The organism is Bradyrhizobium sp. 179 (assembly GCF_023073535.1).
Classification (GTDB): domain Bacteria; phylum Pseudomonadota; class Alphaproteobacteria; order Rhizobiales; family Xanthobacteraceae; genus Bradyrhizobium.
In genome coordinates, this window is record NZ_JADPJR010000069.1 from 21,369 (window position 1) to 36,069 (window position 14,701).

The 14,701-nt window shown below is 65.0% G+C and carries 12 protein-coding genes; 5 read left to right on the forward strand and 7 right to left on the reverse strand.

All coding sequences use genetic code 11. The features are described 5' to 3' along the window. Positions 1–22: 22 nt before the first annotated feature. From IVB12_RS16760 to IVB12_RS16775, 4 genes are all read right to left on the reverse strand, one after another. Positions 23–1,273: an arsenic transporter gene (locus IVB12_RS16760; RefSeq protein ID WP_247300693.1), complete on the reverse strand. Its 1,251-nt coding sequence runs from the start codon at positions 1,271–1,273 to the stop codon at positions 23–25. Positions 1,274–1,299: 26 nt separating this feature from the next. Next, positions 1,300–2,583 (reverse strand): MFS transporter, encoded by a 1,284-nt coding sequence (locus IVB12_RS16765; RefSeq protein ID WP_247300694.1) that lies wholly within the window; start codon positions 2,581–2,583, stop codon positions 1,300–1,302. An 83-nt stretch (positions 2,584–2,666) separates the two neighbouring features. Beyond that, positions 2,667–3,107, reverse strand: coding sequence for an EamA family transporter (locus IVB12_RS16770; RefSeq protein ID WP_247300695.1), 441 nt, complete (start codon positions 3,105–3,107; stop codon positions 2,667–2,669). A 188-nt stretch (positions 3,108–3,295) separates the two neighbouring features. Continuing rightward, complete coding sequence (locus tag IVB12_RS16775) at positions 3,296–5,773, reverse strand: PAS domain S-box protein (protein WP_247300696.1); 2,478 nt, start codon at positions 5,771–5,773, stop codon at positions 3,296–3,298. 208 nt (positions 5,774–5,981) lie between these two features. Here IVB12_RS16775 and IVB12_RS16780 point away from each other — a divergent pair, with 208 nt between their 5' ends. The 4 genes from IVB12_RS16780 (at position 5,982) to IVB12_RS16795 (ending at position 10,478) form a co-directional block, all read left to right on the forward strand. Continuing rightward, complete coding sequence (locus IVB12_RS16780) at positions 5,982–7,052, forward strand: putative zinc-binding peptidase (RefSeq protein ID WP_247300697.1); 1,071 nt, start codon at positions 5,982–5,984, stop codon at positions 7,050–7,052. Between the two features lie 187 nt (positions 7,053–7,239). Continuing rightward, on the forward strand, positions 7,240–9,255 hold the full coding sequence (locus tag IVB12_RS16785; protein WP_247300698.1) for an acetyl/propionyl/methylcrotonyl-CoA carboxylase subunit alpha: 2,016 nt from the start codon (positions 7,240–7,242) through the stop codon (positions 9,253–9,255). Positions 9,256–9,315: 60 nt separating this feature from the next. After that, on the forward strand, positions 9,316–10,182 hold the full coding sequence (locus IVB12_RS16790) for an isocitrate lyase/PEP mutase family protein (protein ID WP_247300699.1): 867 nt from the start codon (positions 9,316–9,318) through the stop codon (positions 10,180–10,182). Continuing rightward, entirely contained in the window at positions 10,179–10,478 is a 300-nt protein-coding gene (locus tag IVB12_RS16795) for an acylphosphatase (protein WP_247300700.1), read from the forward strand. Before IVB12_RS16790 ends, IVB12_RS16795 begins: the two co-directional genes overlap by 4 nt. 259 nt (positions 10,479–10,737) lie before the next feature. Here IVB12_RS16795 and IVB12_RS16800 read toward each other — a convergent pair whose 3' ends face one another. After that, complete coding sequence (locus IVB12_RS16800; protein ID WP_247300701.1) at positions 10,738–12,258, reverse strand: PAS domain-containing sensor histidine kinase; 1,521 nt, start codon at positions 12,256–12,258, stop codon at positions 10,738–10,740. A 157-nt stretch (positions 12,259–12,415) separates the two neighbouring features. Beyond that, positions 12,416–13,270 carry a LysR substrate-binding domain-containing protein gene (locus IVB12_RS16805; protein WP_247300702.1) on the reverse strand — a complete coding sequence of 285 codons (855 nt, stop codon included), beginning with the start codon at positions 13,268–13,270 and terminating at the stop codon, positions 12,416–12,418. Positions 13,271–13,380: 110 nt separating this feature from the next. On the opposite strand from IVB12_RS16805, the gene IVB12_RS16810 reads away from it, so the two are divergent. Further along, a complete protein-coding gene (locus tag IVB12_RS16810) occupies positions 13,381–13,803 on the forward strand; it encodes a 4-oxalocrotonate tautomerase family protein (protein WP_247300703.1) in 423 nt (140 codons plus the stop codon). Between the two features lie 57 nt (positions 13,804–13,860). On the opposite strand, the gene IVB12_RS16815 is transcribed toward IVB12_RS16810, so the two are convergent. Next, the gene (locus IVB12_RS16815; protein WP_247300704.1) at positions 13,861–14,574 is read right to left on the reverse strand and encodes a DNA helicase; all 714 of its coding nucleotides are present in this window, start codon (positions 14,572–14,574) and stop codon (positions 13,861–13,863) included. Between the last annotated feature and the right edge of the window lie 127 nt (positions 14,575–14,701).

Genomic DNA, 14,701 nt, shown 5'->3' on the forward strand with positions numbered 1-14,701 from the left:
CGAAAGCTGCGTCTGACCTTGCTTACCAGATTGCCGCCGCCAATGCTGCGATCAGTGCGGGCGGTGTCACCAGCAGACCGAGCTTGAGGAATGGCCAGGCGCCGACCTCGATCTTCTCGCGCCGGAGCGCAACCAGCCAGAGGATGGTGGCGAGCGAGCCGGTCACCGACAGATTGGGGCCGAGGTCGACGCCGATCAGGATGGCGCTGACGACGGGCGCGGGCAGATGATCACTGGCCGCGACGGAGCCGGCGACAAGGCCGACCGGAAGATTGTTGGCGATGTTGTCGGCGAGCGCGGTGGCAACACCGACGCTCCAGGCGGCCTGCGGGACGGATTGCGCCACCGCTTGGTGCAGCAGCGCGCTGAGCTGCGCGATCACGCCGGTCTTCACCAGCGCCTCCACCATGACAAAGAGCCCGCCGACCAGCGGCAGCACGCTCCAGGAGACGCCGCGCAGCACCGGCATAGGCGATTGACGGTTGATCAACAGCACGGCGGCCGCCGTCGCCGTCCCGCAGACGAACGTCGGCAAGCCCAATTGCAGATCGAGCGCAGAAGCCCAGATCAGCACGATGCCGATGGCGCCGATGCCATAGGCGGTCAATCGGCCGCCGCGTCCGAGTTTCGGGTGAGGGACCCTGGTTTCGATCGTTTCCTCCTTCAACTCGCGGTGCAGCGCAAGGCGCAATGCGACATAGGTGAAGCCGATCGAGGCGAGTGATGGCAGCGCGAACTGATGCAGCCATGCTCCAAGATGCGGCATGTGCTTGCCGAAGACCACGAGATTGGCCGGATTGGAAATCGGCAGCACGAAGCTCGCGGCATTGGCAATGAAGGCGCAGACGAACAGATAGGGCAGCGGCTTGGCGCCGGCCGCGCGGGTGGCGGCGTAAACGGCCGGCGTCAGCACGATCGCGGTCGCGTCGTTCGAGAGCAGCACCGTCACCAGCGTGCCGACGAGATAGATCAGCAGGAACAGCCGCTGCGGAGAGCCGCGTGCATGCTCGACCGCAAAGGCGGCCAGATAGTCGAACAGGCCTTCGAGCCGTGCCAGCTCGGCGATCAGCATCATGCCGATCAGGAACAGATAGACGTCGACACCCTTCTCGATGCCGGTGAGCGCATCGCGCCACGGCAGGAAGCCGAGCAGCACGAGCGCGGCGGCACCGATCGCTGCCCAGATCGCCTCCGGCAGGCGAAAAGGGCGGATGATGACGCCAGCGATCGCAGCGACGATGATGCTCCAGGCCCAGATGGCGTCAGACGGCACGTTTCAGTCCTCAAGGTGAACCAGATCTATTCGGCAGCGATAGCCGATGCGGACGCAGCTGTCTTCCCCCGCGGGCACAGATCGCCGTCTGCGCCTTGCCGCGTCTGCGGTAGAGCGAAGAAGCAGATCACGGCGCCGATCGCCGCCACAGCGCCAAGAGAGATGAACGCTGCGTGGTACCCCGCGCCGACCACGACCAGGCCTGCCAGTGTCGTCGACAGTGCAGCTCCAATGCTCTGGGCGGTGATGACCGCGCCCTGCGCGACGTTGAAGCGGCCGGTGTTGCGCATGAGGTCGGCGACGATAACTGGAAAGATTGCGCCGAAGATGCCGGCGCCCACGCCGTCCAGAAGCTGCACGCCGAGCAGCCAGAACGGATTATCCGAGAGCGCATAGAGGACGCCGCGGATCGGCAGGATCATTAATGCGGCAAGGAAGAAGCGCTTGTGGCCCCAGCTATCAGCCTTGGCGCCCACCAGCATTGCGAACGGCACCATCACGAGTTGCGCGGCGACGATGCAGGCTGACATCAGGCTGGTGCCCATCTTCTTGTCCTGCAGTGCGAGCTTCTGCCCGACCAGAGGCAGCATGGCCGCGTTCGAGAGGTGAAACAGCGCGACGCAGAGCGCGAAGACGAGCAGGGGGCGGCAAGTCAGGAGCACGCCGAGGCCCGAGGGGTGGTCGGGCTGATCGTTCGCGTGAGCGTCGTGCAGCCCGCGAGCAAGATCGTGGTCGATGGCTCGTTCGGGGATTGCGACAATGCTGGCGAGGCTCGCAATCGCCATGGCGCCGAGCAGGTAGAACACGACGGTCGGGCCGAACCAGTAGGCGAGTACGCCTGCCAGACCCGCAGCGACAGCGTTGCCGGCATGGTTGAAGGTCTCGTTACGGCCGATCCGCCGAGTAAAAGCGGCATGGCCGAAGATGCCGAGCGAGACGGCGGCGATTGCGGGCGGAAAGATGACAGCGGCGGCCTGGGCAATCCCCTGCGAGATCGCGACCGGCCCGAAGTCCGGAAACAACGGCAGCGATAGCGAGGCAAGGGTCACCATAATGGCGGCTATCACCATCGCGAGCCGCTTCTTCCGCGTTGCATCGACCAGCGCACCTGCCGGCGTCTGCGCTACGATGCCGGCCATCGTTGCAATCGACATCACGAGCCCGATGCGCGCCTCGTCCCAGCGCTGCTCGGTGAGGAGATAGATGGCGAGATAGGGCCCGAGCCCGTCGCGGACGTCGGCGAGGAAGAAATTGGCCGCATCGAGCGCGCGGCCAGCTCGCCTCGTTTGATCGGAGTTTGCGCTCGACATCGGATCTCTCGGCCGAAGCTCAAAGTGGCCCCGGCAGCAACCTTCGTGTTGTCGGCCGGGTTCCGCGGATCACGCCGGGCTCCTCAAAACTTGACCGCGAGCAGCACCGCGCCGCCGCCGATCATGGCAATGCCAAGCCAGCCCTGCGCCGTCGGGCGCTCGCCGAGAAAAGCGAAGGCGAACAGCGCGACCAAGACGACGCTGAGCTTGTCGATCGGCGCGACCAGCGTTGCGGGCCCGAGCTTCAACGCACGGAAATAGCACAGCCAGGACGCGCCGGTCGCAAGCCCGGAGAGCACCAGGAATAACCAGGTTCTCGACGAGACCGCTGAGGGCGTGGCGAACTGGCCGGTGCAGAGCAGCAGCACCGATAAAGCGAGCAGGACCACGATGGTGCGGATGAGAGTGGCGAGGTCCGGATTGATGTTCTCGACGCCGACCTTGGCAAAGATCGCGGTCAGCGCGGCAAAGCAGGCGGAGAGGATCGCCCAGGTCTGCCAGGCGGAGAGGAGCGCGGGTTTCATGAGGGTCTTTACGTGTGGCGGCTGATCATCGGTGTGCGGGCAATTGCAGCCTAACACTCAAATGTCGTCTCGGCGAAGGCCGCGACCCATAAGCACGAAAAGGTGTTTGGGCGAAGAGCGAAATTGCGTGCGCCACAAGGGAAATTGCGCGGTATGGATGCCGGCTTTCGTTGGACGACGAGAGAGACTCACCTTGCCATCGACAGCTTCTCCGTGATCGCCTTGCGCAGGATGCGCGAGAGCGATTCCACCGAATACGGCTTCTGGATCAGCTCGAAGCCGCGATGGGCGTTCTCGGCGAGTACGTTGCTGTAGCCAGAAGTGAGCACGACGGGCAGACCCGGATAGTGCTCGCGGATGATGCCGGCAAGCTCGACGCCGTTCATGCCGGGCATGATGACGTCGGAGAAGACGAGGTCCACGGCGAATTCGTTCTCGCCGAGGATGGTCAGCGCCGCATTGGCGTTGGCGACGCGGCGGACGACATAGCCGAGATCCTCCAGCAACTCGGTGGAGAAGCGGCCGACTTCGTCGTCGTCCTCGACCACGAGGACGCGATAGCCGCGCCCGGTGGCCGCCGCCTCATAGGTCAGTGCGGCTGCTTCCTTGTCCGTTACAGGGCTTTGCGCCCGCGGCAGATAGATGGTGAAGGTCGCGCCTTTGCCTTGCGCGCTCGTCACCGCGATGTCGCCCCCGGATTGTTTTGCGAAGCCGAAGGCTTGGCTGAGGCCGAGTCCCGTGCCCTTGCCGACCTCCTTGGTGGTGAAGAAGGGCTCAAAGATCGAGTCGAGATGTTCCGGCGCGATGCCGCGGCCGGTGTCGCTGACCGAGATGGCGATGTAGTCGCCGCCGCGCGGCGATTGTGCGCGCAGGCTTGGAATGCCCTCGACCTTGCGCACCGCGATGATGAGGCGGCCTTCGCCATCCATGGCGTCGCGGGCGTTGACGGCGAGATTGATCAGCGCGGTCTCGAACTGGGCGATGTCGGCCAGGGTGAAGCAGCCGGCATCCTCAATCTCGACCGCGATGTCGATGCGGCCCCCGACCAGCGGCCGGATCAGTTGCGCGATGCTCTCGACCTGGCTGCCGACATCGAAGATCTGCGGCTTGAGCGGCTGCCGCCGCGCGAATGCCAGCAGCTGCGCCGTCAGTTTGGAGGCGCGCTCGACCGTCTCGGAAATGGCGTCGACATAGCGGCGGCGGCGCTCCTCCGGCAGCTCGCGGCGTCGCAGGAAGTCGGTCGCCGAACGGATGATGGTGAGGAGATTGTTGAAGTCGTGCGCGACGCCGCCGGTAAGCTGGCCGATCGCCTCCATCTTCTGCGACTGCCTTAGCGCTTCCTCGCCGCGCCGGCGCTCGGTGATGTCGACGGCCTCTGGCACGGCACCGGTGATGTTGCCATGGCGATCGAGCACCGGACGCATGCCGAAGTCGAAATCGCGCTCGCCGATGGGAAGATGCAGGCGCATCTCTAGCCGCACGGCTTCGCCCTTGAGTACCCTGTCGAAGGCCTCTCGCACCGCAGCACTCATGCCGCTCGTGCCGGTGAACCAGGGCGTCTCCCACAACGGTTTTCCGATCACGTCCGATGAATTCGCCTTGATGCCGGCGAGCGCGGTCTTGTTGGCGTAAAGCAATTCGCCCCTGAGATTGACGAGCCCCTGATATTGGTTGCTGGTCTCCAGGATCGCACGCAGCCGCGCCTCGTTGGCTTCGAGCTCCGCGGTGCGCTGGGCGATGCGCTCTTCCAGCGTCTCGTTGAGCTGCCGGAGCTCGATCTCGGCCTGCTTGGCCGCGGTGATGTCGTGGGCGACGCCGATGAAGCCGATATGCTTGCCGGTCGGATCCCAGCGCGGCTGCGATTCCGAGCGCAGCCAGCGCCATTCGCGCTTGGCGTTCTTGTAGCGCGCTTCCAGCACGAACGGTTTTAGCGAAGCTTCGCCCTGGACGGATTGCTGCAGCACGTGCGGCAGGTCGTCCGGATGCAGCACCTTGCGCCAGTCGAAATCAATGGCCTGATCGTAGGGCAGGCCGACGAAATCGACATAGGCCTGGTTGGCGAAGGACCGCTTGCGGTCGAGCTTGGTCACCCAGATCGGCACTGGCGCGCTGTCGGCAATCAGCCGAAAGCGCTCCTCGCTCTCGCGCAGCGTCTCGCGCGCGAGTATCTGGTCGGTGATGTCGATATGGGCGCCGACGAGCCGAATGGCGCGGCCGTCCCTGTCGCGCTCGATCTTGGCGACGACCCGGATCCAGCGGGTCTCGCCGTCGCTGGGACGGATGATGCGGTATTCGGCGGTGTAGTCTTGGCTCGTTCCGGCGAGAGCCTCGAAGAAATGGCTGACGGTCGCGTCGCGGTCCTCGGGATGGATGCGGTTGACCCAGTCCTCGTGCGTTTCGTCCGTGGCTTCCGGAGGCAGCCCGTGGATCATCAGATATTCGGGCGAACGGCGGTTCTTGAACCCTTCGCGGAAGTCGACCTCGACGCCTCCGACCTTGCCGATGCGCTGGATGCGTGCGAGCTCGGCCTCGCGCTCCTGAAGCGCGCGATAGGCGTTGTCGCGCTCGCGCGCGACGTCCTCGAGGTGCTGGCGCAGCCTCTCGGCAGCGAGGGTCTCGGGCAAAGGATCGGTCAAGGCGTCGGCCGTTGTCATGCGGGTGCGCACGTGCCGGACCGATATTCACACAGACGGAGCGTGATGGCCATCGCCTAGACGGAATATGCAGGTAAGGCGGGCGCAGGATGACGGAGGATATCAACGAACGCCTCCGCCGGCTATTTGTTCCTGAGGTTGGAACGATGGGTCCTCTGCGCGCCTATCTGCGAGGCGCCACAACTCATTCACAAGCCTTCCTTTCCGAAGAGGCTAAATCTTGAAGCTCTTTGTCTGCCAGGCCTGCGGCAACGTCCTGTATTTCGAGAACCGCGCTTGCGAGCGCTGCGGCCACCGCGTCGCCTTCCTGCCGGAGAAGGAGACGATGTCGGCGATGGAGCCCGACGGGGAGGCCTGGAGGACGCTGGCCGATAAGGGCGAAAGCCGCATGCTGTGCCGTAATGCCGAATACGATTCCTGCAACTGGCTGACGGATACGGGTGACGGCACGGGCTATTGCCGCGCCTGCCGTCACAACGGCATCGTGCCGGATCTGGCGGATCCGGCACAGCTCGCCGGCTGGCGCGAGCTGGAGGTGGCGAAGCACCGGCTGTTTTATTCCCTGATCCGCTGGAAGCTGCCACTTCAGACCCGGCAGGACAATCCCGCGCATGGGCTGATCTTCAATTTCCTCGCCGACGATCCGCACAGCGGAGAGAAGATCATGACCGGCCATGACAACGGGCTGATCACGATCGCGCTCACCGAGGCCGACGACCTCGCGCGCGAGCGGCGCAGGCTCGAGATGGGCGAGCCCTACCGGACGCTGCTCGGGCATTTCCGCCACGAGGTCGGGCATTATTTCTGGGACGTGCTGGTGCGCGACGGCGGCAAGCTAGACCAATTCCGCGCCATGTTCGGCGACGATTCGGCCGATTACGGCCAGGCCCTGCAACGTCATTATGCCGAAGGCGCGCCGCCGAATTGGCAGCAGAACTACGTCTCGGCTTATGCGACGATGCATCCGTGGGAGGACTTCGCGGAGACCTGGGCGCACTATCTCCACATCGTCGACACGCTGGAGATGGCCGCCGAGTTCGGCATGGAGGTACGCCCCAAGGTCGACCGCGACGGGGAGCTGACGGCGCGCATCCGTTTCGACCCCTACGAGGCCCGGGATGTGGAAGCGCTGGTCAACGCATGGCTGCCCTTCACCTTCGCCATGAACAGCGTCAACCGCGCCATGGGCCTGCGCGACCTCTATCCCTTCATCCTGTCGCCCGCGGTGGTCGCCAAGCTTGGCTTGGTTCACAGCCTCGTGCGGGACGCGGCCAAGGCCGGGAAGCCGTAGGTGGTGCCAGGGCCAGCCGGCTCGTTGCGCAAGCCCATTGCGGTCTTGCGCTGGTACGCCAGAGGGGAGGGATTTAGACCGTTGCCTCCGGCCCATTTTGATGTACCACGGGAGCCACACGGCCCGTTTCCCATAGGCCAACGGCCAGGAAAGGGGTCCCCGCCCAAGGTCGAGACTCAAGAAAAGCATGTTCAAACGCATTCTGATCGCCAATCGCGGCGAAATCGCCTGCCGGGTCATCAAGACTGCCCGCCGGATGGGAATTCAGACGGTTGCGGTCTATTCGGAGGCCGACCGCGATGCCCTCCATGTTGAGATGGCCGACGAGGCCGTGCTGATCGGCCCACCCGCTGCGGCCGAGAGCTATTTGGTGATCGAGAAGATCGTGGACGCCTGCCGCAAGACCGGCGCGGAGGCGGTGCATCCCGGCTACGGCTTCCTGTCCGAGCGCGAGGCGTTTCCGCGCGCACTGGAGGCGGCCGGCATCGTCTTCATCGGCCCGAACCCCGGCGCGATCGCGGCGATGGGTGACAAGATCGAATCCAAGAAGGCGGCGGCCAAGGCCAAGGTATCGACCGTGCCGGGCTATCTCGGCGTCATCGAGGACGACAAGCACGCGGTCCGCATTGCCGACGAGATCGGCTATCCCGTCATGATCAAGGCCTCCGCCGGCGGCGGCGGCAAGGGCATGCGCATTGCGCACTCCAGGAGCGAGGTCGCCGAGGGCTTCAATCTCGCCAAGGCCGAGGCCAAGGCCTCGTTCGGCGACGACCGCGTCTTCGTCGAAAAATTCATCGTTGATCCCCGCCACATCGAGATCCAGGTGCTGGGCGACAAGCACGGCAACGTGATCTATCTCGGCGAGCGTGAATGCTCGATCCAGCGCCGCAACCAGAAGGTCATCGAGGAAGCACCGTCGCCGCTGCTGGACGAGGAAACCCGCCGCAAGATGGGCGAGCAGGCCGTCGCGCTGGCGAAAGCCGTGAACTACGATTCCGCCGGCACCGTCGAGTTCGTCGCAGGGCAGGACAAGAGCTTCTACTTCCTGGAGATGAACACGCGCCTCCAGGTCGAGCATCCCGTTACCGAACTCGTGACCGGAATCGATCTCGTCGAGCAGATGATCCGCGTTGCCGCCGGCGAGAAGCTCGCCATTGCGCAGAAGGACGTCACGCTGACCGGCTGGGCGGTTGAATCGCGCCTCTATGCCGAAGATCCGTTCCGCAACTTCCTGCCTTCGATCGGGCGCCTGGTGAAATATCGCCCGCCGGCGGAAGCCAGCAAAGATGGTATCACCGTGCGCAACGACACCGGCGTCCAGGAGGGCGGCGAGATATCGATCCATTACGATCCGATGATCGCCAAGCTGGTCACCCATGCGCCCTCGCGCGCGGCCGCGATCGAGGCGCAGGCGACAGCGCTGGATTCCTTCTATGTCGACGGTATCAGGCACAACATCCCGTTCCTGTCCGCGCTGATGCACCATCCGCGCTGGCGCGAAGGACGGCTCTCCACCGGCTTCATCGCCGAGGAGTTTCCCAAGGGCTTTGCGGTGCGCGTGCCCGAAGGCGAGGTCGCGCGGCGGATCGCTGCGGTCGGCGCCGCCATCGATTACGTGTTAGGGGAGCGCAAGCGGCAGATCTCGGGCCAGATGGGCGGCCGCATCGTGCAGCGCGAGCGGCGTCGCGCAGTCTGGCTCGATCGCCAGGAGATCCTGCTGGAGGTCGCGCGCGAGGGCGAAGCAATCGCGGTGCGTTTTGTCGATGCCGACGGCAAGGCCGGCAATGCGCATCTGCTGCAATCGCCGTGGAAGCCCGGCGATCCGGTCTGGCAGGGCACCATCGATGGACAGGTCGTTGCGGTGCAGGCGAGGCCGATTGCGAACGGCATCCGCCTCGCGCATCAAGGCGTCGAGGTGCCGGTCTATGTCTGGACCGAAGCGGAAGCCGCTTCCGCCCGGCTGATGCCGGTGACGACTGCTTCCGACAGCGGCAAGAAGCTGCTCTGTCCGATGCCGGGCCTCGTGGTCTCGATCGCCGTGAACGAAGGACAGGAGGTCAAGGCCGGCGAGACGCTCGCCGTCGTCGAAGCCATGAAGATGCAGAACGTGCTGCGCGCCGAGCAGGACGGCACCGTGAAGAAGATCCACGCCAGCGCCGGCGCGACACTCGCGGTGGACGCGCTGATTTTGGAGTTTGCGTGAAGCGCGCCGGAGCGCAACGCCAGACGCTCTTCAAGATGAGGAATTGAGAGTGAGGCAACCATGGCCTTTCGTTCCCGCCGCGAGAAACTGCGATCGATCCTGTCGGGCTCGGCTTGCGTCCATCCCGGCTCGGTCTACGACGCCATCTCGATCCGCATTGCCGAGGACCTCGGCTTTCCGCTCGGCATGTTCGGCGGTTCGGTGGCCTCGCTCGCCGTGCTCGGCGATCCCGACGTCACGCTGATCACGCTGACCGAGCTTGCCGAACAGACGCGGCGGATTTCGCGCGCCTCCGCGCTCCCCGTTCTCGTCGATGCCGATCACGGCTATGGCAACGCGCTGAACGTGCGCCGCACGGTGCAGGAGTTGGAGACGGCGGGGGCTGCCGGCCTCACCATCGAGGACACGCTGCTGCCGGCGGCGTTCGGCGAGGCGAAGACGCAACTGATCCCGCTCGAGGAAGGCGTCGGCAAGATGAAGGCGGCGCTCGACGGCCGCAGCGATCCCTCGCTCGTCATCATGGGTCGCACGGGAGCTGCCTCGATCACGTCCATCGAAGATGCGATCCGGCGCGCAATGGCCTATGAAGCCGCCGGCGTTGACGCGCTGTTCTTCACCGGCATCAGGTCGCGCGCGGAACTTGCGGCCATCGCATCCGCCACGCACCTGCCGCTCGTGCTCGGCGGCGCGCCGGAGGAATTGAACGCAACCCACTATCTCGAGAGCCAACGCGTGCGCATCGCGCTGCAGGGCCATGCGCCGATCGCGGCTGCAACGCAGGCAGTGTACGAGACTCAGAAGGCGTTGCGTGAGGGCACGGCACCGAAAGCGCTGAAGGGATTGCCCACATCGGAACTGACCAGCCGCGTCATGCGCGAGGCCGATGTGAAGGCACGCAGCGCCGACTTTCTTGGACTGAGAAAATGAACCGGGCGATCCTCCAGGTGGTGGTCCGTGGCCGCGTCCAGGGCGTCGGCTACCGCGCCTGGATCGAATCCCAGGCGGCTGCATGCGGTCTCGAAGGCTGGGTGCGCAACCGCCGTGACGGCAGCGTCGAAGCGCTGTTCGCGGGCACGCCCAAGCACGTCGCCGACATGGTCGCGCTGTGCCGCCACGGCCCGCCGTCCTCGCGCGTCGACAGCGTCACCAGCGAGACCGCCGGTGCCGATGAGCTGAACCTGCGCCGCGCAGGGGAGGCGTTTTCGGTGTTGCCGACGGTGTAGGTGTGCTCCGGCTCCCCGGTTGCGGCAGGCTTTCGCATTGGAGAGCGTTTCCCTGCGGCATCCTTCGAGACGCCCGCTTAGGCGGGCTCCTTCAGGATGAGGACGGAGTGCGCGGCAGCAGTTTCAACGAGTACCGAAGCCGATTAGCCTCATCCTGGGAGGAGACTGCGCAGCGGTCCTCTCGAAGGACGAGGCGCGCGCTCAGAACGCCGCCAAGCGTGAATGCGATTGCCCTGCCGCAAGCGGGAGAGGTGAGCAATCACCGCGGCAGCTTGGCGATCGCCTCGCTGAGCTCGTGGATCTCGTAGGGCTTGCGCAGGATCGGGAAATCGCCGCGCACGCCGGCGGCGACCTCGCTATAGCCGGTGGCGAGCAGGATCGGCAGGCCGGGCCGGATCTGGCGCAGGTGCTGGGCGAGGCCGAGCCCGTCCATCTTGCCGGGCATGACGATGTCCGAGAAGACGAAGTCGACGCCGTTCTTCTCGATCTCGAGCAGCGCAGCTTCGGCATCGGCGACCCTGCGCACGCTGTAGCCGAGCTGTTCCAGCAGGCCAACGCTGACGGAAGCGACGTCCGGATTGTCCTCGACCAGCAGCACCGTGCCGCTGCCGCGGAACGATGATGCTCCCGCCGGCTCGCGCGATGGCGCGTCGTCCGCGCGCGGCAGCAGGATGGTGAAAGTGGTCCCCTTGCCAAGCTCGCTGGCGACCTTGATCGTGCCGCCCGCCTGGTGGGCAAAGCCGTGCACCTGGGATAGGCCGAGCCCGGTGCCTTTTCCGATCGGCTTGGTCGTGAAGAACGGCTCGAAGATCTTGTCGAGGACGTCATCGGGAATGCCGAACCCGGTATCGCTGACGTCGATCGCAACAAAGTTGCCGGCGAGCGGGGGCTCATGGAGTACGACATTGTGCGCACCGATCGTCACCGTGCCCCCGTCCGGCATCGCGTCGCGGGCATTGATGACGAGGTTGAGCAGCGCGGTCTCGAGTTCGGAGACGTCGGTCTTGATCGGCCACACTTCGCCGCTGATGTCGAAGACCAGACGCACGGAGCTGCCGACGCCGGCATCGAGCACCTCGCGGATCGCCGCGATACGCTCGGCGAAGTCGACCGCCTGCGGATTGACGCTCTGTCGCCGTGCGAAGGTGAGAAGCTGGTTGGTCAGCGCCGCGCCGCGCTTGGTGGCGGTCTCGATGGCCGAGATCGCGCGCTGAACCTTGGCCTTGTCGTCAGTGCCCCTCTTCAACATGTGGAGGCTGCCGCTGATGATCATCAGGAGATTGTTGAAATCGTGAGCCACCCCTCCGGTGAGCTGGCCGAGCGCATCGAACTTCTGGGATTCGGCGAGCTGCTTCTGCATCACCTCGAGCTTGAGCTGCGTATTGCGGCGTTCGGTGATGTCGCGCGTGATCTTGGCGAAGCCGACCAGCTCGCCGTCCTCATAGATCGGATCGATCACGACGCTCGCCCAGAAGAACGTGCCGTCTTTGCGGACACGCCAGCCTTCCTCCTCGTAGCGGCCCTTTTTCCGCGCGATGCCCAGTGCCCGCGCCGGTTTGCCGTTGGCGCGGTCGGTCTCGGTGTAGAAGCGCGAAAAATGCTGGCCGAGGATCTCCCCGGGCGAGTAGCCCTTGATGCGCTCGCCGCCGATATTCCAGCTCGTGATGATCCCGCTGGGGTCGAGCATGTAAAGGGCGTAGTCGGCAACGCCTTCAACCAACAGCCGGAAACTGCGTTCGCTCTCGAACAAGTCTCTCTGCTGACTAGACTTTTTAACCATTCCGGACCCCGCCTCGACGGGGGCAAACGCCGCAGCCGCCGGATGGTTCCCCCAATCTGGGACATTTTTAGGCAAACATCGCGGGCCGTATGCAGATCGGCAGCCGCTTACGAGACGCGGCGCAGCGCGTTCGAGGCGATCTTGTGAGCGTTCGGCCTCAAGCCGTTGTGCCGCTCCGGAACGTCGCCGCCACTGCACGCAGCGCCGTAAGCTTGGCGGGATCGCTGACCTTCGAATGCAGCATCACCTTCGAGCTGCCGAGTTTCGGCAATTTGTGTGCCGGCCCGATGTCGACCAGCCCGGGAGGCGCAATCCGCCGCGCCAATGGCGCGACCGCAAGGCCGGCAAGGGCGGCCGCGACGGCCGCCGTGACGCCACCGCCGACGAAGCGCTCGCGCCAAGCGATGCCGGCCTTGTCGAGTGCGCGCACGGCAACGGCGCGGACGCCGCAGGGCGGGGCGAGCGTCGCAAGCGGCAACGGCTCACCCTTCGGCAGCGTGAAGCGTCTTGCGGCGAACCAGCCGAACTCGTCCTCGGTCAATTTTTCGCCGCCGCGACGGCTGCCCTCCTGGCGCACGATCACCGCATCGAGGCGCCCCGCGTCATAGGCATCCTGCATCTCGCGCGAGAAGCCGATGGTGACGGCGAGGGTGAGATTCGCAGACATCGCGTGCAGGCGTTCGAGCAGCGGGACGAGTTCGGGCCCCGCCGCATGGTCGGAGATGCCGAGCGAGAGCGTCTGTGCGACTGAAGCCTCACCTGACAGCGCCCGGTCATGCGCCTCCATCAGCGCGCGGGCACGATCGCGGAACGCGGCGCCGTCGGCGGTGAGCCGGACCGCGCGCGGCGAGCGTTCGACGAGGCGCTTTCCGAGCAGCGTCTCCAGCCGCTGCAGCTTCAGGCTGACGGCCGCCTGTGTCGTGCCGAGCGCCTCCGCGGCGCGGGTGAAGCTCTGGAGCTCGGCGACCAGCAGGAAGGCCCGGACGGTGGCGATGTCGAGGACGGTTGTCATCACAATTCATTATCATTGATATCATCACGGATAAGCTACCAACATGACGAGGGGAGGTCTAGCTTCTCCTTAACGCCGCGCGACCTGCGCGGCTCCGAAGGAGAACATCCATGCCCCTGATCACCGTGTCCTACACCACGTCCCGCCAGTCGCCCTCGCTGAAGGCCGACATTGCGAACGCCGTATCCGAGCTCACCGCAAAGATCCTGCACAAGGATCCCAAGGTGACTGCCATCATCGTGAAATCGGTCGATGCAAGCGACTGGTTCGCCGGCGGCAAGTCGCTGGCCGAGCAGAAGCTTGCGAGTTACTGGATCGACATCCACGTCAGCGAAGGCACCAACACCAAGGACGAGAAGGCGGCCTATCTCGCTGCCATGTTCAAGTGCATGGTCGAGCTTTTGGGCCCGCTGCATCCCGAGACCTATCTGCACGTCGACGAGGTGAAGGGCGATGCCTACGGCTTCGGCGGCCTCACTCAGGAGCGCCGCTACATCGCCGGCAAGCTCGAGGTCCCGCTCAAGGCGGCGTGATGCCGGAGGCCGCGGGTGACGATCTCACCCGCGGCCCGGATCGGACATGGAGGATGATCAGTTCGCGAGCCGGAGCTGAACTTCGGAATTGTTCAGAAAGCACAACTTGTCGAACAGATTCAGGTCCAGCGGATTCGGCAGCCTGACATCGCCAAGATCGGGGCATGGCTTGGCTGAGGGGTCATAGGATCGATTGATCTGCGAAATGAAGATGACGGCCAATCCCCTGTCGCGTGCGAACGATTTCAGTGCGCGCACCTGAACGGAGAGGTCCGGGTTGTCCCGCCTCTGATCGAGCAATTGCAGATAGTCTATCACCACGACCGTGCCGCAGGGAGCTGCGGCCATTTGCTTGACGACGTGGTCGGCGCTGATGGCGTCGGAGCAATCGATCTCGAACAGCCTGTCGAACTGTGCGGGGTCCACGCCGATCGCGCGGAGGCGGTCCAGAACCTCTTGCTCGGTATATTCGAGCGAGAAGAACGCAGCGCGATGGCCGGACCGCATTGCCTCCACCGCAAGCTCGAGGCTCATCAGGGTTTTGCCGTGACCAGGACGGGCGCCGACCAGCACCAGGTCGCCCGGCCGTAGTTGCGCAAATAGCCTGTTGGCTGGCGTCACCGCCGCCGCCTTCGCAGCGAGCATGCTCCAGGCCGAAAACCCCTCCGTCGCAGCGATGCGGTCAAGCGCCTCGTGAAGCGGAATGCCTCGCTCGCGGGACATGCGTTTCGCCTTGCGCTTCAGATGATAGACCGGCGCAGATAGTTTCATCGCGAGACCTCCCATTGCGAGCATGATCGCAACCCCTCCTTATGCCTAGCGCTCGAACAGTCGGTCGATGATCAATTCGCCCAGTATGAAGTCTACTTTCCCGGCGGAGGGGGGAGGCGTGGGCGAC